Consider the following 18,531-nt stretch of genomic DNA (forward strand, 5'->3'; position numbering starts at 1 on the left):
CGCTTACCCACCCCACGATCGCCCGCCAGGCAGATAAGAGCATCATCATCCGCCGTTGCGTTTTAACCAACCAGCTTCTTAGTCATTTCCAGCAGAGTAGCAACATCGTGCGGACGGGTGTTACCGCTCGCCTTATCAATGATAGAGCTGTAGATGTGCGGGATAACTTTGCTGACGCCCGCATCCAGCGCGATCTTGAGGATTTCTTCGTAGTTTTCCAGATCGATCCCGCCCGTTGGCTCGAGCCAGAAATCGTGTTTTGCACAGGCCTCCGCTACCGCCCGGAACTCATCACGGCATTCCAGACCGCCCATCGGGAAGTACTTAATGGAGCTGCCGCCCATATCTTTCAGCAACTTGATGGCGGTTTCAACCGGTACAATGCCGTCCGGCGCTTTCGAACTAAGCGGCCCGGTGGAGATTTTTACCCTGCCAACGGTGCCGGTCGGGGAGACAAGTCCGTTTACTACGGATTCATTTTGCCCAAGCAGCGCGCGTGACATCCCCACGCCAGTAAAGACCTGGTTAACGTGCTGCGGCTGAACCTGACGGGAGATTTCGCTAACCATCGCCGACTGATTCGGATCGCCAGCGCCAAGGCCCACGGAAAGCGCGTTATCGATAAGCGCCGCATAATCGCGCATATCCGCCACCGCACTATCAACGTCCGGATAATTTTTGGATAGCACACCCACCAGCACATGCCCTTCGGCCGCATCATAAATCTCTTTGGCATTCTCTTTAGAGCCAGCCAGTACATTCAGGCAAACGCGATCGCGGTAAAAGTTAGGGGTTAGTTTCATGCCTGATTCTCCTGGCTGGTATTCGCTTTAATGCACTGATAAATAATGTCTAACTGCTGCGGGCTGACGCTGCGTACGTCGGCTTCAATAATGCCTTCGTTCGCCTTGTAGCCGCGGAAGAAAATGGCGTACTCACCCTGTTTAAGGACGCTGACCAGCTCGCCCGTTGAAATACCAATCGCGGCTTCGTCGAACTTAATTTCCGTGCGGGCGATATCGCGGCCTGCGGCATCCCACACCACGCGGGCGCTCACGCCGTTCAGTGTATTAAGGCTGCCGATAAACGGCGTCATTTTCTGCACCATCTCTTCGCCGCTCTCTTTGGGCGCGGTGAGGTAGTGCTCAATAGCGCAGGTCAGGCCAAGAATACCTTCTTTGCCCACCTTCATGGCGCGACCTATCCCACCAGTTTGCAGCTTCACCCACTCGACGTACTGCTGCCTGCCGATAACCAGACCGCTGGTTGGCCCTTCAATTGCTTTCGCACCGCTGTAGATCACCAGATCTGCGCCCGCGCGGTAATAGCACTGCAAATCCTCTTCCGCCGCCGCGTCGACAATCAGCGGCAGATTATGCTTGCGGGCAACCACAACGGCCTGCTCCACGCTGAGCATGCTTTTCTGCACTGAGTGGTGTGATTTGATATACAGGATGGCCGCCGTGTGCGGGGAAATCGCCGCCGCCAGCTGGTCCGCCGAACATTCGTTGGCGTAACCCGCTTCGACAATTTTGCCGCCGCCCAGGTTAACCATGGTGCCGACCGGTGCGCCAAAGTTCACGTTGTGGCCTTTTGGCAGCACGATTTCGTTATTTTCCAGCTTACTGCCATGCAGATTTTCGATCTGCCACTGATTATCTTTCACCAGCACCGCCGCAACGGACTGGGCGATCCCGGCAGAGGCGCAGGAGACAACGGTCGCCGCTTCCACATCCAGCAGCTTCGCGATGTACTCGCCGGTTTTGTTGACCAGATCTTTCATTTCAAAATAGTGATTCATGCCGTTGGTGACGGCTTCCACCACCTCCGGACGCGGGGTCGAAACGCCCAGTGCGGTCATACGCCCGGATGCATTAATCACCTGTTTTAAATTATATTTCTCATAGACTGAAGGCATGTTCTTTTCCTTATTCGCAATCAAACCACTTACCGCCGCGGACGGCGGCAAGGGCCACGAGCAGCCGATCGCCGGTGAGCGTCTGCTGTTCAGAATCGGTGAACAGCGTCGGCTGGCGCTTAAGTTCAAAAATAGTCAGATCGCCGTCCAGGCCAACCACTAACCGGCCTTTATGCTGCAGCCGCAGGCCGTCCGCCGCATGAGCGGTAACGCAGTCAATCACCTGCGGCAGGGAAAGGCCGATGGAGAGGAATTTGGACATCACCGCGCCCAGGCTGTGTACCGGGCCGTTTATGCGGTTGCGACAGTAGATATCGGAGCTGATGGTGTGCGGCAGAATGCCCTGGCCGATGGCGATTTTCGCCACTTCAAAGCTGAAGCTGGCCGTGCCGTGACCCACGTCCAGACGTACGCCGCAAGCAATGGCTTTGGCAACGGAAGCGCGCAGTTCACCCGCAGGGTTCAGGATGCGGTTCGGCTTGCCGTTGTAGCAGTGGGTAATAATATCGCCGCTGGAGAGCAGCTCGGTAATTTCGTCCAGGTCCGGCGGGTTGTTGCCGATGTGCACCATCATCGGCAGGTCGCCGTTTTCACGCTGGATTTCTTTGGCACGCTCAAGAGGTTTGATGCCGTTAGCGCCGACCACGCTGCTGCTCATGCGCGCTTTAATACCGACGATAAAACCTGGGTGGCGCTTCACCGCGTCACGCACGGCAACTTTGTCGATGTTCGCCATGTCAGACAGCTCGTTCTGGGCAATCAGACCAACGCGAGAGATGTTCAGCAAGGCGTAAACGTCAGTCTGTGCTTTGCGGGTCAGCTCGTAAAACTCATCAATGTCATCCGCGCCGGTACTGCCCGCATCGACCACGGTAGTGACGCCGGTCGCGACGCCAACGCTGTCAGGATCGTCATGATAAATCGGGGATTTGGAGTAGCAGTGGACGTGGGAATCAATCCAGCCTGCGCTGACGTAATACTCGCCGCTAAGCTGGCGCTCCTCGCGTGCCTCGCCAGTCACCTCGCCCAGGGCCGCAATCTTGCCGTCCTTCAGCGCAATGTCGATAACCGTATCGTCCACCAGGCGGGCCTGACGCAGGATTAAGTCGAACATGGTTTTCTCCTTTATGGGCGGATGGCACAGGCCGCCATCCGCCGCTGTGTTACAGCGCGACCGGGAAGATCGCACCCAGGATCATCGCGCCCAGAATTGCGCCGCCGGTAATAGGCTTGCCCCAGAGGTAGAACAGCAGGGAGCCCACCAGCGAACCGATGCCGATAGGAATAGAAGCGGTCATTGCGCTGAGGATAATCAACGGCCCAAGGAAGCGGCCAGAAGCGTTACCCGCCCCCATCATCACGTCCGCCCCGTAGGTGGAGTCGCTCTGATTGATGGTGAACTTACGCGCCAGAATAATGATGTAGCCAACGGCCAGGCCAAGCACCAGTCCTGTGACCAGCGATGCCCCGAAGTTAGCCACCGGGAAGACAAAGCCTGCACCCAGCAGCAGCGCCGGAACGCCAAGGCCAATACCGGTCTGAATGGCCCCACCGATATCCAGAATCCCCACCAGCGAACCTTCGATGATGCGGGCAAACAGGAAGCTTGCACCAAATGCAGCGACCGCACCGTAAGCCCCGGTATCAATCCCCGCACGCAGCATGGAAACGAAGGCTACTTCGTTAAAGGCACCAATGCCGTACAGGTAGTACATGTGTGTCCCGGCGAACACGCCGGAAGAAAGCAGGCCAACAAAAATCGGGAACGACCAGTCGGCATACCAGAACCCTTTATTCTCTTCCATTGCAGGCTCCTTATTTTCCGCTCATTGAGTTATGGATCAGATCCAGCCAGTTCGGCACGGTCAGATGGAAGGATTCGATCATCTTCATGTCGAAGCCGCGGAAGAATGCGCTCAGGACGAACAGGGCGACAATCGCGCTCATCATCACTTTGGTGACGCGGTTCCAGCCGCTCTCTTCCACGCCTTTACCAATCAGGATCCCCAGCACCAGGCCCGGTACGGCGTTGCCCATGATCAGCTGCGCGCAGCCGCCGAAGATGGTCGCCCAGAAGCCAGATTTTTTACCGGCATCAATCGCCGCCAGCCAGAAAATAACCGGCATCACGGTGTTCACCAGCAGGTTTGCGGCAGGCACCAGCACCTTAACGGCGGTAACCTGAAGTGCTTCTGGCACGGCGGAGGCGGTAGAGTTAAGGAAAGCGACCACGAACATGCCAATCAAGCCGCAGGCGATGGCCATCTTTTTCGGGTCGTGCAGGGTTTCGGCGACGTTGCGATTTTTGATCATCAGCGCGGCGGCACCCCAGTTCGGGATAATGCGGTGGTCAACGTCCTGCGTGAAGGCACCCGCTGCAACAGAGGAGGCCCAGGCGTTGAAGAAGAAACCTAAACCAAAGGAGAAATGCGAAGCCGGGTCACCTTCACAGGAGTTCAGTTCGCCGAGCGTACGAAATGCCCCCATGCCCTGGGATGTTGGCGCATGAAACATTCGGGCAGCCCCGGCGCCAACACCCACGCCGACCAGGCCGCCGATGATGAGCGATTTTATTAATATTATTAAGAACATCAGTCTGTCCTTTCTGTGTGTTGTTATTGTGCGACGAAATCCACTTTGTCGAGATTAATGGCCGTCACGTTGACGGTGACGTCCAGCTCCACGCTGAACGTGCGTCGTTCACGCTTCAGAAAGAAGAATAAAAAGGCCTCTTTCTTAACCTGTACCCGCGCCTGAACAACCTGCACATCCTGTGGCTCAATACGCAGTAAAATACGGGGTGACGACTTGAGCACCGTACCCTGCACGTGGTTCAGGGCGTCGGCAAAGGCTTTAGCTTTACTGTCGCCGCGCCCGCTCACTCTCACTTTTTCGGAGAAGTGTTCTTTCATACTCAGCTGCCGTGCTTCTTGTTCCAGGCCTGGACCAGGCGCTCGCCCAGCTCTTCTTTATCCATAAAGCCAAAGCCCAGCACGTTGTTGCCTTCGTTAATTGCCGTCACGCCTTCCTCAACGGAGCGCATGCCGTATTTTGCTTTGTAGCCGTGTTTGGTCTGCGCGGTAATTGCGCCCGCACCGCCGCTGCCGCAGAAGGAGATGCCGAAGCTGGCGTTCTCGGCTTTCATCACGTCGCCCAGCTTCATGTCGGCGGCCATACCAGGGATCACCACTGCACGGCCACCCGCTTTTTCGATCCCTGCCGCAACTTTCTGGCCTTTGCCCAGACGATCGCCAATCACTACGGTAATTTGTTCCATGTGTGTCTCCTGATTATTCAAAGATTGTCTTTAGCGACTTCAAAATGCACCGACAGCAGCCACGCCTCTTCCGCCGGTAAATTGCCAAACAGATCCACCACCTCTCTGGCCATTGCCAGCGAGTCGGGGGAGATCTCATCGAACAGCTCCTCTTCCACCTCCGGCAGCGGCTCACCGGTTAAAGACCGATGGACCATGGCACGAACGTGGGACTCGAGCATCTGCTCCTGCACCTCGTTCGGCGTGATATTTCTTGTCTGATATAGCGCGCTGATAAACGCCAGCACGTTTTCCGTCATCTGCGTGGCATCACGACTTTCAGCTTCACCAACCTTTACCGCTCCGTTATTCACACCAGGTACCTCATTCGCTGCTATGGCTCTAAGGTATCGACGGGGGTTATTGGTTTGTAGCGAGTTGTTTTCCACTTCGAAGTGGAAATCCCACCCTCGACAGTGATCTATTCCACATAAAATGCAGGGATCACGATAATCCGCTGGTTTTGTGTGATTCAGGTCACGTGATTAACAGGTGAAATAGATCAATGGCAGTGATGTTTTTTGCGTGAAAGTGTGACGTGGGTGGATTTTTGAGTCGGTGATTGGAAAGGCTTATGGTGAACACCCGCCGGATGACGCTGCGCTTATCCGGCCTACAAAACCGTCCGTGCCGTAAGGTCGTTGCCGTAGGGTCGTTGTCGTAGCTACCGTCTTGAACGTCAAGCGGTAGCTGCATAATTTTCATCCCATGGCAGGCGTGTTTTCAGCACCCCGAAGCACATGTGCACCAGCTTGCGCATTACTGCACCCAGCGCCGCCTTCTTTGCCTTCCCTCTCGCTATCAGCCTTTCGTATATCTCTTTCGCCGGTTTATTCCACCGGCTGGCGCTCATTGCCGCCACATACAGCTTCGCTCTTATCCCCGACGGCCCTGTTTTCGACATGTGAGGACGCCCACGCACCGAGCTTCCCGACGTTTTTTCCACCGGTGTGATGCCCAGATACGCCGCCACCTGCGAGGCACTTCTGAACGCGCCGTCTTTCAGGATAGCCAGCATTTCCCGGCCTACCTGATCCTTTACACCCTTAATCGATTTCAGCAGATCAAGATCTGCTTTCAGCCCCGGATCGTTGTCCGTGTGGTCTGTAATGAGCCTTTCTATCCGCTCCAGCTCGTCGCTCAACCAGCTGTGAGTCCGCTGGAGCGAGGTGATAACTTCCCGCGGCGTGGCCGTGGAGTGGGCTTTTTCCAGCCGGTTTGCCGTCCGCTGAACGTCTTCTTTCAGCGCATCGCGCTGACGCAGGAGTGCCCTGAGCTTGCGAACTTCAGGCGATGGAGGCACCCAGGGTTCCGGGTGTTTCAGCTCGCCGTAACAGGCCAGAACGAAGGCATCAACCCTGTCGTTTTTGGTGAGGATATTCATCCCACAGGCAAATTCGCGCACGCGGTGGGGATTGGCCATACAGACCTTAACACCGGCATCATGAAGACCGTATGCCAGGTTCTCGTGATAGATACCGGTCGCTTCCAGTACCACGGTGACGCTATCAGACGGGCACTTCTGAGCGTCGAGCCAGTCCGTGACCCTACGGGCCACGCCGGGTTCATTGGTGAAAACCTTGTGCTTTTTCTTGCCTTTAACACCAGCAGCAAGCAGACAGATATCGATTTTATTTTTACTGACATCAACACCGAGAGTGAACATATTTTGTCTCCTTTCACCTGAGCCAACACGTCATTCCAGCCTTGTACATACGAAGTCAGAGCTTCTGGTTACCGTTCGGATTTTGAGTGACGTGAAAGGTGAAACGGAGGGCTTAAGCTACAAAGAAAGATCGGCGTCTTCAGGGTGGATACAAGCTTCCTCCGTTTCGTGTAACCGGTAGCTAACCAGCTACCGGTTCAAGATACAAGGGTGGATAAGCGCCAGCGCCATCCACCGAAATCAGCGAGCTTCGCTTCACTGCCTGACGCATAAAGCCCGGAGAGAATGACATCACGACAGCAGATGTTTACTATCATCTACCCTGGCACTCTCCCTAACCCAATGAGCTCTCTCCATGAAAATCGACGCAGAAATCACCTTCCGTAAGCTTGAGATTTTTATGGCGTTTATGGAGAAGGGAAATATTGCCCGCACGGCGGATGCGCTGGGGATCAGCGGCGTGAGCGTTCACCGCGCGCTGCATACGCTTGAAGAAGGCGTGCGCTGCCCGCTGTTTATCCACAAGGGGCGCAACCTTGTGCCCTTGCCTTCCGCCGTTACGCTTCTGGAATACAGCAAAGAAGCCGTTACGCTTCTGGAATACAGCAAAGAAGCCGTTGCACTTATGGAGCGTGGTATTCAGGAAACTCGCCAGGCGGCGGGCATAGGCCAGGGGCGGTTGCGCATCGGCACACTTTATTCACTGACTCTGGAAACCGTGCCGCGTCTGATCATGGGCATGAAGATCCGCCGCCCCGAGCTGGAGCTTGATCTGACGATGGGGTCGAACGATCTGCTAGTGAATATGCTGGAAGACGGCGTGCTGGATGCGATCCTCATCTCGGTATCAGAAATCGAGCTCGATCCGGGACTCGAAACGCTGCCGCTATTCCAGGATAACATTTTTCTTGCCGCTCCGGCCTCCTACCCGTTAGATACCAGCAAGCTTGCCGATCTTCACGACTTCCACGACCAGAAATTTGTTTCGCTGGCGGAAGGGTTCGCCACCTATAACGGCTTCCAGGAAGCGTTTCATATTGCTGGTTTTGAGCCGCAGATCGTCACGCAGGTGAACGATATTTTCTCGATGCTGAGCCTGGTGCAGGCGGGCGTGGGCCTGTCTTTGGTGCCGGGGCGCATGAAGAAGGTATACGAGAATTCGATCCAGCTGTGTGAGCTTGCCGAGCCGTACCAGATGAAGCAGCAGATCGCGATAGTCTTCGCCCGCAACCGCGAGCTGGACCCGAACCTGCTGGCGCTGGCCGCCGAAGGGCGCATGTACGCCCGAACGTTTGCCGATACCCCTAACGCGCCGCTTTAAAGTCTGGTGTGCGACAGATTGCCAGCGCTTGCCCGATGGCAGGCCAAAGTGACATCATGGCTTAACAAGTTTAATATCATTGGTGACACCAGAGATATCATCGGGAGATCATTATGACGACGACACTGCGCCAGACCACGACTCTGCGGATCGACCAGGAAATGAAAGACCGGTTGAAAACCCTGGCAGACGACCGCCACAGCTCTGCGCATGCTCTGATGCTGGAAGCCATCGTTGAATATGTCGAACGAGAAGAGAAGCGTAGCCGGTACCGCAAAGAAGCCGAGGCTGCCTGGCTGGCCTATCAGGAAACGGGCCAACATATTACGGCCGAGGAGACGATAACCTGGCTGGAGTCGTGGGGAACAAACGCTGAGCAGGATGCTCCGGCATGCCACAAGTAATTGTTTCCGAAAGCGCCCGCCAGGATTTACAACGTTTGCAGGAATTCCTGAAAGCTAAAAACGTGCTGGCAGCGAAGAAAGCCGCTGAGATACTGATCCGTGGCATTCGACAGTTACAATCGATGCCCAAAATTGGGCGGCCCGTAGCCAATCTCCCGCTGGAATATCAAGAACTGATTATCGAATTCGGCAGCAGCGGATATGTCATGCTCTATCGCTACGACGAGCTAACCGACAACATTGTGATCCTGAAGATAAAGCATCAGAAAGAAGCCGGATATCAGCAGCCTTAGCCTCTTCCCCTAACGCGCCGCTTTAACCCGTTGCGCCAGGCGGGCGATGGTGCTCACACTGTTGTTTTCACGGCACAACGTATCGCCTTCACGGAACGCCTGACGGGTTAAGCCCGTGAGCACGCTGCCCGGCGGCATTTCGATTGCCAGGCGCACGTCGCGCTCGTTGGCGGCGACCATCGCATCGCGCCAGCGCACGGTTCGCGACATGTTCAGTGCTAAATCATCGGCAATACGTTCCGGCTGCCAGAGCACGCGCCCTGTGCTGCCGCTGAGGTAAGCACTGCGCGGGCGGTTTAGCGTCACGTCCGCAAACGCCTGCTGAAGTTTCAGAGCAGGTTCACTCAACAATTCACAATGCGAAGGAACGCTGACCGCCAGCCGTTTCGCCTTCTGCGCACCTTTAGCCAGGGCTTTCTGCGCCACGCTCGCCATATCTTCATCACGACCAGCAATCACAATCTGCTGCTCGGCATTGATATTGGCAATATAGGTGCTGCTGCCTTCCACAAGCTTTTCGACCTGGCTGAGCTGTAAACCTGTGATAGCGGTCAGCCCATAGCCGTGCGGGTAAGCCTGCTCCATCAGGTCACCGCGCAGGGCCACCAGACGCAGCGCGTCCTCGAACCCTAACGCTCCGGCCACCACCGCCGCGGGGAAAGCGCCAATGGATAATCCGGCGACCATATCCGGTACCACGTCGTTGCGCTCAAGCTCCTCCGCCCAGGCCACGCCCGCAATCAGCAGACAGAGCTGCACGGCGCGGGTATGTTTCAGGGCATCGGGGGAATCTAAAGAATCTGTTTCGTCGCCAAGAACGGCGCGAACTCGCGACAGAATGTCGCTGTCATGCGGTAACTGCTGCAACATGCCTGCACGCTGCGTTCCCTGTCCGGGAAAGGTAAAGAGGATTTTCATGCTTCTCCCTCAAACGCCCACGGATCGCTGACTAACTGCGGGCCGCTGCTGGTTTTCAGCAAAACTCGCCCTTCCCGCAGCCACTCGGCCAGCGCAAAAGCGCCCCGTGGGGTTTCAATTTGCGTATCGGCGCGGCACAAAAGCCTGCCGATAAACTGCTGCCATTCCGCCAGCGCAACGCGGTCAACGCGATGCGGACAGCGAATCAGCAGGTCGAGATCGCTGTCCGCATGTAGCACCGGTACTTCCGTTGCCAGCGCGTAGCCAACGCTACCGGTTACCCCCCAGGTCCAGGGCCACTCACGCAGTACGAGCTGGATGGCACCCTGTACCGGAGGCATTGAGACAAATGGGGAGTTGACCAACACGTCGTGGGAGGCGAGCGCTTCTGGTGAAACAATGCGTTTCACCTTTGCTGCATTGACCCAGCCACCTGCGCGCTGATCGCGGCGCATTCCTCGAACGCCTACCGGAATGCGCCCTTCACGGTTCACATCACGCCTCACCACCACCGGCAGCGCCGGGCGCCACTGGCCAGCTACCCATGCTTCGCTGATACCTTCGAGCGCATCGCGATCGGCAAGCCAGAGTAAATCGTGTGGGCGTGGTATGGTCATGAATTACATTCCTGAAGTCAGCGAGATAAACAGCGGTAGCGACAGGATAGAGAGCACGGAGCTTAGCAGCAACACTGCTTCTGCATCCGGGGACTGCACGCCGAAGCGGTTACCGAAGACCACACCGAAGAAGCCAGCGGACAGCGCAATCATCAGGATAGCGGTGACGGCAACCGGACCGGTCAGGCCGAGCGCCAGCACGATGCCCCAGGCGATGAACGGCTGAATCAGCAGCTTGGTGATGGTGGCGAAACAAACCATGGTGTTAATTTTCAGCTTACGAGCGGAAAGGATCACACCGGTCAGGAACAGCGCCGCAGCCGTTGCGGACAGGCCAAGCGGTTTGATAGACGACAGCAGCAGGTCCGGCATGCGGATACCAATTGCCGACAGCACCACGCCCAGCAGCGGACCCCAAACGATAGGTTTTTTCAGTGAACGCCACATCAGCACCGGCAGCATCGAAAGGGTTGAACCCGTAGCTTCGCCAGCGGCAAGCGCTTTTTCACGCTCGAGGATCATGAGGCAAAACGGCGTCATCAGTACGGAACCACACGCAATAGAAACCGCAACGGACAGTGATGTTGCAGAACCTTCACCCAGCACGCTACCCAGAATCGGCAGGCCAAGGGCCGCGTAGTTAGGCAGCGCCACGGTCAGCGTCAGTACTGCCGCATCCTGAGGAGATTTTTTAAAGACTTTGGTTGCTGTGAAATAGATTGCCGCGTAGGTCACCCACATGGCCAACACCAGCACCACAATCAGCGGTGACTGTTTAACAATCCCTTCCCACGGTGTCTGCACCGTTGCGCTGAACAGAGCTGCAGGCAGGGCAAAATCCATTACGAAGATATTGAGCAGAGACACATTTTTGTTGTCGACCATTTTCGCTTTACCCGCGAAAAAGCCCAGCAGCATAATGACGAAAATCGGAGCAAGAGCATGAACAATTACGTAAGTCATAACTTCACCTGTAGTTGAAAAAGAGTTCCAGCACTGGTGCGATGATTATTTTTTCAGACGATGTTTTTTTATCGGGCACGTCGGGCGTGCCCATCTTCCGTCTGGCAGGTCTGTCTTCAGTGCTTACCAGCTTGCACGCATACGTTCACGAACAAGGGCTGAGCTATGGCGATTCTTAGCATGCAGCCTGTTTTTCAGGGTGTTATCTGTGCGAGCTTCGCGAACGGCCATCACCAGCGCGGCGTTCACTTTGTTGAGATCGTCTGCTTCTGGCGCCTGCGGATTAGCAATATCCAGCAGGTTTGAAAGCAGGCCGAGGGTTTCGTAGTTGCTGATGTCGTAGGCCATTGGCGGAATAGTCGCCGCCAGCTTTTCCAGCGCATCAACGGTACGCAGCGTGATACGGGCCGCAGACTCTTTACCCATCGCGTGGATCATCACGCCGGAGTCATTAAAGGCGATTAGGCGGTTTGCCTGGTAGCCGTGGGCCAGAAACGCCCCGGACATTGCCTTACCAACAATCAACCCCACAACCGGGTGCCCTGCCAGGCGAGCATTGGCGTAAGCCCCTGCGGCACCGGCCAGCGCCTGGTGAATACCGAAGCCTTCTTCACGGCGACCGTAGGCCTGGCTCGGCACGTCGATGACTGCGACAATGGCGCGCTTCTCGGCTTTGTCCGCGTCTTCCGCGATGGTTTCGCTGACAACTTTCGCCAGCGTCCAGCCTTCAAGCAGGCCTACTTCACCGCCAGCGGCACGTGGGTAATGGTTATTTTCGTCAGGGACTACCGCGATAAAACGCGCGGCCTTACCTTCAACTTCGCCATCAGCGACCTGTACGGACGGGCACAGACCGGGCATGCGCGCAGCACCCGCGGTCAGCTTGTCCAACCAGACGGCGGCGCGATTCAGTTTCTGGCTCATTACTGTTTCTCCCCAAAAAGCTGTTTGATCTGTTCGGCATCGGCCTGCTTGCTGGTGTCGAAGTTAGCCAGGCGATCCAGATACCAGGCGTAGTTATCGGTGCGGTGCTTAGCGGGAACGCCTTTTGCAATAGCGTCGTTAACCGCCTGCTTAACCGCGTTCACCCCGTCGCCGACCAGTGCATCTACCAGGCCACTCTGGTAGCGGACTTCACCACCGGTCATGCTCCAGATGAACGGACGGTCGCGGGAATCGTATTCGTCGATACCGGCTTCCTGTTCGATAACCTGCGGGCCATTCAAGCCAAGACGAGCTTCGCGGGTCACAATCAGATAGCTACACAGAGCTGCGGCGATGGACATCCCACCGAAGCAGCCGACGGTCCCAGCAATCACGCCAACAACGGGGGTGTAGCGGCGCAGATCAACAATCGCGGCGTGGATATCAGCAATTGCCGCCAGGCCAAGGTTGGCTTCCTGAAGGCGCACACCGCCGGTTTCAAGGCAAAGAACAGCCTGGGTCGGAATGCCGTTGCGGTTGTCTTCTGCCGCCAGCTCGAGGGCCGCCGCCATTTTCGCACCGGACACCTCGCCCATGCTGCCGCCCTGGAAGGAGCCTTCGATAGCAATCACTACCGCGGGTCCACCGTTAATGGTGCCTTTTGCGACAACCATGCCATCGTCAGACTGCGGCACGATGCCCTGAGCGCCTAACCAAGGGGAAACAATGCCGTCGAACGGGTCGAGCAGTTCGTGGTAGCTGCCGTCGTCGAGCAGCAGGCGGGCACGCTCACGCGCTTTGAGTTCGATAAAACTGCGGTCGTCACGCATGGATCACCTCTTCAAATACTTGTTCGATACGAATGCGGGCCACGCCCGGCGTCGCGCCAAAATCGTGGATCAGCATCTGCCCCGCAGGCAGACTGCCGAGCGCGGCCAGGCGGCCAAACAGGGCCTGCCAGCGCTGCTCGCTGTTATCCACGGAGGTGGTGATATCGACGGTCAGCGCATCGCCTTCGGCGGCGGTGAACAAAACTTCCATATCGCCGGAGCCAACCACGCCGGACAGCGCTTTGCCGCTGACGGTACGGGTTGCCGGAAATGACAATGTAATGTGTTCCATAACACCCTCTATAAGTGTGAATGTTGCGGTAATGGGGTGACGCGAGCCTCATCGCAGGCGATGCGGTCCATCAGCAGCGTGGCGGCAAGCAGGTCAGCCGCGCCGCCCGGTGAGGCGTTAAGCGCGAGCATCTGCTTATCCAGTTTTGCGAGCGCCTCGTGGCCTGCGGCCTGTGCGGTTCCACCAGCAGCCAGCACGCTTCGCGCGCCGTTCTGCATCGTCTCAAGCCCTACGAGGCCCGCGCGTGACAGCACGCAGGTATCGCTAAGCGACGTCATGATGGCCATCAGCGCATCAAGACGAGCCTGCTGCTCGGTGGCACCAGCTTCGCGACTGCGGCGTAGCTGCGGCAGGGCCAGACGCATAACGTGCGGGAAGCCCTGCTGCGCTTCTTCGCGTGCGCCGGGAACCTGATAACGCCTTGTGGCGCGTAACCCCTTACTGAAAATTTTTGGTGCCGAGCTGTCGGGTAAACCGGCGAGCTTCGCCGCACTCGCGGCTATCTCTTCGCTGCTGCCTTCCATGCCGTGCATGGCGGCGGCAGACACCAGTAAACCCAGCGCCCAGATAGCCCCCCGGTGAGTGTTCACTCCGCCGGTGGCTTCCATCATCTGCGCTTCGCCTTCGCGGCCCAGGCGGCCAACCAGCTGACGCAGGGCGATATCCGCCGGGCGCTTCCAGCTTTGCAGCGCCAGCGCATGAAACGTCGGGGAGAGGCTGCGCGCCGAGCGCTCCATCAGGCTTAACGTTAAGTCGTGATGGGCGCCGTTTCCCCGACTGTCCACAAGACCGGGCTTCGGGCTTAAACGAGCTTCTTCAATCATGCTTTGGGTGGCAACCCTTGCAAGCCATTGCGCGCTGCCCTCAACCCCAGTCTGTGGCTGTAGTTTCATCACCAGCTCCGGAATTTCGCAGGTGGGTTGTACAGGCCGTCGGACCACTCAACGAGATCCGCTACGCTGCTGGCTGCCAGCAGGGAACGGGTCGCGTCGCTGCGGCGAATGCCCATATCTTCCGGGAAGACCACTTTGCCGCTATGGCGCAATTGGGCGACACGTTTAGCATCAACGCCCAGGCCGATATCGGTGATCCCGGCAACAGAAGCCACCATCGCGCGGCGTTCTTCCATGCTTTCAGCACGATAGAGATACGCGATGCCTTCTTCGGTCAGCACGTGGGTGACGTCATCGCCGTAAATCATCACCGGCGCTAACGGCATACCGGAGGATTTCGCCACGTCCAGCGCATCGAGTTTTTCAACGAATGTTGGCTTCACGCCCGCCTGGAAAGTTTCCACCATCTGCACAACGAGCTTACGACCGCGCTCCATCATGTCTGGTTTGTTCTGCATCGCGAGCCAGGCTGGCGTTGCGTGACGACGACCGTGCGGGTCGTGGCCCATGTTAGGCGCGCCGCCGAAACCGGACAGGCGACCCCGGGTTACCGTGGAGGAGTTGGCAAAGCCGTCAACCTGCAGGGTAGAGCCGATGAACATGTCGACCGCGTACTGACCTGCCAGCTGGCACATTGCACGGTTGGAACGCATGGAGCCGTCTGCACCGGTAAAGAAGATGTCCGGACGAGCGCGGATATACTCTTCCATGCCCAGCTCGCCGCCAAAGCAGTGCACGCTTTCGACCCAGCCGCTTTCAATTGCTGGGATCAACGTCGGATGCGGATTCAGCGTCCAGTGTTTACAGATTTTGCCCTTCAGGCCCAGCTGTTCGCCGTAGGTTGGCAGCAGCAGCTCAATGGCGGCGGTGTTGAAGCCGATACCGTGGTTCAGCGACTGCACCTGATGCTCCGCGTAGATGCCTTTAATCGCCATCATCGCCATCAGGATGTGTTCCTGCTTGATCAGGCGCGGGTCGCGGGTAAACAGCGGTTCGATAAAGAACGGCTTGTCGGCAACAACAACATAGTCAATCCAGGATCCCGGAATATCCACACGCGGCAGGTCGCATTCATCGTCAACCAGTTCATTAACCTGGGCGATAACGATGCCGTCATGGAAGGCGGCGGCTTCAACCAGCGCCGGGGTATCTTCGGTGCTGGCGCCCGTATAGAGGTTACCTTTGCGGTCAGCCTTGAAGCCGGCAATCAGCGCCACGTTTGGCGACAGGTCCACATACAGACGGGAATAGAGTTCGATATAGGTATGGATGGCGCCAATCTCGAGCTGACCGTCTTCAAGCAGCTGCGAAATGCGCAGACTCTGGGTGCCAGAGAAAGCGAAATCAAGCTTGCGTGCGATACCTTTTTCAAAGATATCGAGGTGCTCGCTGCGCCCTACGCTCGGCATAATCATATGCAGGTCGTGAACTTTAGATGGGCTGACTTCCGCGAGCATGCGGGAAAGGAAATCCGCCTGCTTCTGGTTGTTCCCTTCAAGTACCACGCGATCGCCTGGGGCAATCAGTCGTTCCAGCATATCAACAAGGCCTTCAGTAGGAAGAACCTTGCCCTGCACGTTGGTGGAAGCCATGCGCCGCAGCTTCTCTAAGCGACGTGAATTCCACACTCGTGCTGGCTTTTGGGAAGCCTTCATTATTAACCTCCTGATTCAGCGAATCATTTTGATTTGCTTTAGTCTGATTAAATTGTGCGCTTACCTCTTTAGGGTATCAATTAAGGCCACGGGCGAATTATTAGCCTGAGAGTAATAATCATGGCAACGATTTGCGATCGGGTTCGAAGACGGGTGAGGGGATTATGGGCTAGCGGTACAGGCGGTTGTTTATACTTGAGAAGTAGGCCCTAACCCTCTCGCCCTGTTAAAGGGACGGAAGGAGGGAAAGGGTGGATATTAAGAAAAAACGATTAAGACTTACGAACCTCGATCTTCAGCGTATCGGTGTAGGCCACGCGCACGCTCTGGTTTACTTTCAAATCTTTCAGATGGGCCTGGAAATCGGGGTTGTCCACCCTCACGGTTTTCTGCCCGCCTTTCGGCCCTTCGAAGGTCACTTCGTTCTTCTTCAGATCGATGTGTTTGATTTACAGCTCAACGTTAACCTGGCGGAACGCTTCATGCTGCGGGTCGCCTTTGGTTGCTGGCGCGGCACCGTTGGTGGAAGAAGCCGTGGGCGCGGATTTATCCACCTTGGTGTCTAACGCTACGGCGGCGGAATGAGTCACCGTGGTATCCACAATATCACCCGCTTTCAGAAGACAAAGGCGGGGCTTAACGATACTTTTTATGGTAGGTGTTGCGGGTACCTTTAAAGGCTTCGGCGGCAGCCTGGGCCTCTTTCACTTTTCCCGCATCAGCGAGTTTAATGGCACCGTCAATCTGGCCGACTAAAAGGTCCAGCCCGTGCCGGAAATCTTTCATTTTTGCACTATCCGGCGCTTCATTTTCAAGCTTAGGTGGGGTGCCTTTTTGCGCATCCAGCGCGGCGGTACGCATGTTGGTGAGCGAGGTTTTCAGCTCGGCGGCGCTGTCGGTGCTCATCACGGTTTTGTAGTTCTCCGCGATGGTGTCCATGTCATCGCCCACGTCTGCCGCCTGGGCGGCTGTGGTGAAGAGGAAGGATGAGACTGCCAACATTGCAAACAAGTTCTTACGGATCATTTATGTACCTTATTAATATGTTGAAGAAGGGCGCAGCAGGATGCGCCCTTTACCGTTCTACTGCCCGGCGATCTTCATCTCCGGTAACAGCACTGAACCACACTGGATGTTACTGCGTTTCTCGATATCACTGCCCACTGTGACCATCTCGCGCCACATGTCTTTTAAGTTGCCGGCGATGGTGATTTCGCTCACCGGGTACTGAATCTCGCCGTTTTCTACCCAGAAGCCGGACGCTCCGCGTGAGTAGTCGCCGGTAATGCCGCTTACGCCCTGCCCCATCAGTTCCGTCACCACCAGCCCGGTGCCCATCTCTTTGAGCATGCCGTCAAAGTCGAGGCCACGGCCTTCGATACGCCAGTTATGGATGCCGCCCGCATGACCCGTACTTTTCAGGCCCAGCTTGCGAGCGGAATAGTTGGTCAGCAGCCACTGTTGCAGGATGCCTTCTTTAATGATGTCGCGGCGCTCCGTGCGCACGCCTTCACTGTCGAACGGCGTGGAGGCCAGGCCTTTCAGCAGGTGCGGATGTTCTTCAATGGTCAGCCATTCCGGCAGGATTTGCTTACCGAGGTGATCGAGCAGGAACGTTGATTTACGGTAAACCGCGCCGCCGGCGATAGCACCAACCAAATGCCCGAACAGGCCGGTAGCGACTTCCGCTGCAAAAATAACGGGCGCTTTCATGGTAGAGAGTTTAAGCGGAGAAAGGCGGGACAGCGTGCGTCGGGCGCATTCGGCACCGACCCACTCCGGGCTTTCCAGATCTTCGATTGCGCGCCCGATGGTGTAAGCGTAATCGCGCTCCATTTCGCCGTTAACTTCGGCGATAACGCAGCTGGAAAGCGAGTGGCGCGTCGAACAGTAGCTTTGCAGCATGCCGTGGCTGTTGCCGAAAACTTTAATGCCGTAGTGGCTGTTGAAGCTGCCGCCTTCGGTATTGGTAATGCGTTTATCCACGTTCAGGGAAGCGTTTTCGGCACGCGCGGCCAGCTCAATGGCGCGGTCGGCGTCCATCTCTACCGGGTGGAAAAGGTCCAGATCCGGCGCGTCGAAGGCCAGCAGCTCTTTGTCCGCCACGCCCGCGTACGGGTCTGGCGAGGTGTAGCGAGCGATATCCAGAGCGGCCTGCACGGTGCGCGCTACGGCGTCAGGGCTTAAATCCGTGGTGGAGGCGCTGCCTTTACGATTCTGATGATAAACGGTGATGCCGAGGGCACCATCGCTGTTAAATTCAACGTTTTCAACCTCACCGTAGCGAGTGCTTACGCCAATGCCCGTGGTTTTGCTGACGGCAACTTCTGCGCCATCGGACTGCGCGGAAGCCAGTTCGAGTGCCTGTGAAACCGCCTGTTCAAGCGTCTTGCGTTGTTCTGCTACCTGCGTGTTTACTTTCATCGCGACTGCCATAATCTAAGGTGAGTTAATTAAGTCTAACAGGAACAGAACAATTTCGCAGTGAACAGGCTTTACTGTTAGAATTAGCCACTTTTTT

General features: G+C 56.6%; 24 protein-coding genes. 3 read left to right on the forward strand and 21 right to left on the reverse strand.

Annotated features, from left to right (window positions below; translation table 11 throughout):
• Nucleotides 1-62: 62 nt before the first annotated feature.
• The 9 genes from ACA108_19510 to ACA108_19550 form a co-directional block, all read right to left on the reverse strand.
• On the reverse strand, nt 63-803 hold the full coding sequence (locus ACA108_19510) for a KDGP aldolase family protein (GenBank protein XEX95490.1): 741 nt from the start codon (nt 801-803) through the stop codon (nt 63-65).
• A complete protein-coding gene (locus ACA108_19515; GenBank protein XEX95491.1) occupies nt 800-1,918 on the reverse strand; it encodes a DgaE family pyridoxal phosphate-dependent ammonia lyase in 1,119 nt (372 codons plus the stop codon). Before ACA108_19515 ends, ACA108_19510 begins: the two co-directional genes overlap by 4 nt.
• A gap of 10 nt (nt 1,919-1,928) precedes the next feature.
• Complete coding sequence (locus ACA108_19520) at nt 1,929-3,032, reverse strand: amidohydrolase/deacetylase family metallohydrolase (protein XEX95492.1); 1,104 nt, start codon at nt 3,030-3,032, stop codon at nt 1,929-1,931.
• Nucleotides 3,033-3,081: 49 nt separating this feature from the next.
• Nucleotides 3,082-3,723, reverse strand: a complete 642-nt coding sequence (locus ACA108_19525) for a DUF4310 family protein (protein XEX95493.1) — start codon at nt 3,721-3,723, stop codon at nt 3,082-3,084.
• Nucleotides 3,724-3,733: 10 nt separating this feature from the next.
• Nucleotides 3,734-4,510 (reverse strand): DUF4311 domain-containing protein, encoded by a 777-nt coding sequence (locus ACA108_19530; GenBank protein XEX95494.1) that lies wholly within the window; start codon nt 4,508-4,510, stop codon nt 3,734-3,736.
• A gap of 23 nt (nt 4,511-4,533) precedes the next feature.
• Nucleotides 4,534-4,830, reverse strand: a complete 297-nt coding sequence (locus ACA108_19535; protein ID XEX95495.1) for a DUF4312 family protein — start codon at nt 4,828-4,830, stop codon at nt 4,534-4,536.
• A 2-nt stretch (nt 4,831-4,832) separates the two neighbouring features.
• Entirely contained in the window at nt 4,833-5,195 is a 363-nt protein-coding gene (locus ACA108_19540) for an SFCGS family glycine-rich protein (protein ID XEX95496.1), read from the reverse strand.
• Nucleotides 5,196-5,212: 17 nt separating this feature from the next.
• Entirely contained in the window at nt 5,213-5,494 is a 282-nt protein-coding gene (locus tag ACA108_19545) for a glycine dehydrogenase (GenBank protein ID XEX98168.1), read from the reverse strand.
• 419 nt (nt 5,495-5,913) lie between these two features.
• A complete protein-coding gene (locus ACA108_19550; GenBank protein XEX95497.1) occupies nt 5,914-6,900 on the reverse strand; it encodes an IS110 family transposase in 987 nt (328 codons plus the stop codon).
• A gap of 355 nt (nt 6,901-7,255) precedes the next feature.
• Between ACA108_19550 and ACA108_19555 the strand changes: the two genes are divergently transcribed.
• From ACA108_19555 to ACA108_19565, 3 genes are all read left to right on the forward strand, one after another.
• Nucleotides 7,256-8,221 carry a LysR family transcriptional regulator gene (locus ACA108_19555; GenBank protein ID XEX95498.1) on the forward strand — a complete coding sequence of 322 codons (966 nt, stop codon included), beginning with the start codon at nt 7,256-7,258 and terminating at the stop codon, nt 8,219-8,221.
• A gap of 113 nt (nt 8,222-8,334) precedes the next feature.
• Entirely contained in the window at nt 8,335-8,625 is a 291-nt protein-coding gene (locus ACA108_19560) for a CopG family ribbon-helix-helix protein (GenBank protein ID XEX95499.1), read from the forward strand.
• On the forward strand, nt 8,613-8,918 hold the full coding sequence (locus ACA108_19565) for a type II toxin-antitoxin system RelE/ParE family toxin (GenBank protein XEX95500.1): 306 nt from the start codon (nt 8,613-8,615) through the stop codon (nt 8,916-8,918). Before ACA108_19560 ends, ACA108_19565 begins: the two co-directional genes overlap by 13 nt.
• Before the next feature lie 9 nt (nt 8,919-8,927).
• Here the strand turns inward: ACA108_19565 and mdcH are convergent, their stop codons facing one another.
• From mdcH to pmbA, 12 genes are all read right to left on the reverse strand, one after another.
• Nucleotides 8,928-9,836 (reverse strand): malonate decarboxylase subunit epsilon, encoded by a 909-nt coding sequence (gene mdcH / locus ACA108_19570; protein ID XEX95501.1) that lies wholly within the window; start codon nt 9,834-9,836, stop codon nt 8,928-8,930.
• Nucleotides 9,833-10,453 carry a malonate decarboxylase holo-ACP synthase gene (locus ACA108_19575; protein XEX95502.1) on the reverse strand — a complete coding sequence of 207 codons (621 nt, stop codon included), beginning with the start codon at nt 10,451-10,453 and terminating at the stop codon, nt 9,833-9,835. Before ACA108_19575 ends, mdcH begins: the two co-directional genes overlap by 4 nt.
• A 3-nt stretch (nt 10,454-10,456) precedes the next feature.
• Nucleotides 10,457-11,416 carry an AEC family transporter gene (locus ACA108_19580; protein XEX95503.1) on the reverse strand — a complete coding sequence of 320 codons (960 nt, stop codon included), beginning with the start codon at nt 11,414-11,416 and terminating at the stop codon, nt 10,457-10,459.
• A 123-nt stretch (nt 11,417-11,539) separates the two neighbouring features.
• Nucleotides 11,540-12,340 carry a biotin-independent malonate decarboxylase subunit gamma gene (gene mdcE, locus ACA108_19585; GenBank protein XEX95504.1) on the reverse strand — a complete coding sequence of 267 codons (801 nt, stop codon included), beginning with the start codon at nt 12,338-12,340 and terminating at the stop codon, nt 11,540-11,542.
• Nucleotides 12,340-13,170, reverse strand: coding sequence for a biotin-independent malonate decarboxylase subunit beta (locus ACA108_19590; protein ID XEX95505.1), 831 nt, complete (start codon nt 13,168-13,170; stop codon nt 12,340-12,342). The genes mdcE and ACA108_19590 overlap by 1 nt, the downstream gene beginning before the upstream one ends.
• Complete coding sequence (mdcC, locus tag ACA108_19595) at nt 13,163-13,462, reverse strand: malonate decarboxylase acyl carrier protein (GenBank protein ID XEX95506.1); 300 nt, start codon at nt 13,460-13,462, stop codon at nt 13,163-13,165. Before mdcC ends, ACA108_19590 begins: the two co-directional genes overlap by 8 nt.
• 8 nt (nt 13,463-13,470) lie before the next feature.
• Nucleotides 13,471-14,355, reverse strand: a complete 885-nt coding sequence (locus ACA108_19600) for a triphosphoribosyl-dephospho-CoA synthase (GenBank protein XEX95507.1) — start codon at nt 14,353-14,355, stop codon at nt 13,471-13,473.
• The gene (gene mdcA, locus ACA108_19605) at nt 14,355-16,010 is read right to left on the reverse strand and encodes a malonate decarboxylase subunit alpha (protein XEX95508.1); all 1,656 of its coding nucleotides are present in this window, start codon (nt 16,008-16,010) and stop codon (nt 14,355-14,357) included. The genes ACA108_19600 and mdcA overlap by 1 nt, the downstream gene beginning before the upstream one ends.
• 272 nt (nt 16,011-16,282) lie before the next feature.
• Nucleotides 16,283-16,429 (reverse strand): hypothetical protein, encoded by a 147-nt coding sequence (locus tag ACA108_19610; protein ID XEX95509.1) that lies wholly within the window; start codon nt 16,427-16,429, stop codon nt 16,283-16,285.
• A gap of 30 nt (nt 16,430-16,459) precedes the next feature.
• A complete protein-coding gene (locus ACA108_19615) occupies nt 16,460-16,612 on the reverse strand; it encodes a hypothetical protein (GenBank protein XEX95510.1) in 153 nt (50 codons plus the stop codon).
• Between the two features lie 34 nt (nt 16,613-16,646).
• Nucleotides 16,647-17,033, reverse strand: coding sequence for a cytochrome b562 (cybC, locus tag ACA108_19620; GenBank protein ID XEX98169.1), 387 nt, complete (start codon nt 17,031-17,033; stop codon nt 16,647-16,649).
• Between the two features lie 60 nt (nt 17,034-17,093).
• Nucleotides 17,094-18,446 carry a metalloprotease PmbA gene (gene pmbA / locus ACA108_19625; protein XEX95511.1) on the reverse strand — a complete coding sequence of 451 codons (1,353 nt, stop codon included), beginning with the start codon at nt 18,444-18,446 and terminating at the stop codon, nt 17,094-17,096.
• Nucleotides 18,447-18,531 lie beyond the last annotated feature (85 nt).

The sequence above is a fragment of the Dryocola sp. LX212 genome (genome assembly GCA_041504365.1).
Classification (GTDB): Bacteria; Pseudomonadota; Gammaproteobacteria; order Enterobacterales; family Enterobacteriaceae; genus Dryocola.

What these genes read in the sequence shown, in the direction of transcription:
- ACA108_19510 (XEX95490.1), bottom strand. Translation starts at nt 803, where the DNA reads ATGAAACTAACCCCTAACTTTTACCGCGATCGCGTTTGCCTGAATGTA.
- ACA108_19515 (XEX95491.1), bottom strand. Translation starts at nt 1,918, where the DNA reads ATGCCTTCAGTCTATGAGAAATATAATTTAAAACAGGTGATTAATGCA.
- ACA108_19520 (XEX95492.1), bottom strand. Translation starts at nt 3,032, where the DNA reads ATGTTCGACTTAATCCTGCGTCAGGCCCGCCTGGTGGACGATACGGTT.
- ACA108_19525 (XEX95493.1), bottom strand. Translation starts at nt 3,723, where the DNA reads ATGGAAGAGAATAAAGGGTTCTGGTATGCCGACTGGTCGTTCCCGATT.
- ACA108_19530 (XEX95494.1), bottom strand. Translation starts at nt 4,510, where the DNA reads ATGTTCTTAATAATATTAATAAAATCGCTCATCATCGGCGGCCTGGTC.
- ACA108_19535 (XEX95495.1), bottom strand. Translation starts at nt 4,830, where the DNA reads ATGAAAGAACACTTCTCCGAAAAAGTGAGAGTGAGCGGGCGCGGCGAC.
- ACA108_19540 (XEX95496.1), bottom strand. Translation starts at nt 5,195, where the DNA reads ATGGAACAAATTACCGTAGTGATTGGCGATCGTCTGGGCAAAGGCCAG.
- ACA108_19545 (XEX98168.1), bottom strand. Translation starts at nt 5,494, where the DNA reads ATGACGGAAAACGTGCTGGCGTTTATCAGCGCGCTATATCAGACAAGA.
- ACA108_19550 (XEX95497.1), bottom strand. Translation starts at nt 6,900, where the DNA reads ATGTTCACTCTCGGTGTTGATGTCAGTAAAAATAAAATCGATATCTGT.
- ACA108_19555 (XEX95498.1), top strand. Translation starts at nt 7,256, where the DNA reads ATGAAAATCGACGCAGAAATCACCTTCCGTAAGCTTGAGATTTTTATG.
- ACA108_19560 (XEX95499.1), top strand. Translation starts at nt 8,335, where the DNA reads ATGACGACGACACTGCGCCAGACCACGACTCTGCGGATCGACCAGGAA.
- ACA108_19565 (XEX95500.1), top strand. Translation starts at nt 8,613, where the DNA reads ATGCCACAAGTAATTGTTTCCGAAAGCGCCCGCCAGGATTTACAACGT.
- mdcH (XEX95501.1), bottom strand. Translation starts at nt 9,836, where the DNA reads ATGAAAATCCTCTTTACCTTTCCCGGACAGGGAACGCAGCGTGCAGGC.
- ACA108_19575 (XEX95502.1), bottom strand. Translation starts at nt 10,453, where the DNA reads ATGACCATACCACGCCCACACGATTTACTCTGGCTTGCCGATCGCGAT.
- ACA108_19580 (XEX95503.1), bottom strand. Translation starts at nt 11,416, where the DNA reads ATGACTTACGTAATTGTTCATGCTCTTGCTCCGATTTTCGTCATTATG.
- mdcE (XEX95504.1), bottom strand. Translation starts at nt 12,340, where the DNA reads ATGAGCCAGAAACTGAATCGCGCCGCCGTCTGGTTGGACAAGCTGACC.
- ACA108_19590 (XEX95505.1), bottom strand. Translation starts at nt 13,170, where the DNA reads ATGCGTGACGACCGCAGTTTTATCGAACTCAAAGCGCGTGAGCGTGCC.
- mdcC (XEX95506.1), bottom strand. Translation starts at nt 13,462, where the DNA reads ATGGAACACATTACATTGTCATTTCCGGCAACCCGTACCGTCAGCGGC.
- ACA108_19600 (XEX95507.1), bottom strand. Translation starts at nt 14,355, where the DNA reads ATGAAACTACAGCCACAGACTGGGGTTGAGGGCAGCGCGCAATGGCTT.
- mdcA (XEX95508.1), bottom strand. Translation starts at nt 16,010, where the DNA reads ATGAAGGCTTCCCAAAAGCCAGCACGAGTGTGGAATTCACGTCGCTTA.
- pmbA (XEX95511.1), bottom strand. Translation starts at nt 18,446, where the DNA reads ATGGCAGTCGCGATGAAAGTAAACACGCAGGTAGCAGAACAACGCAAG.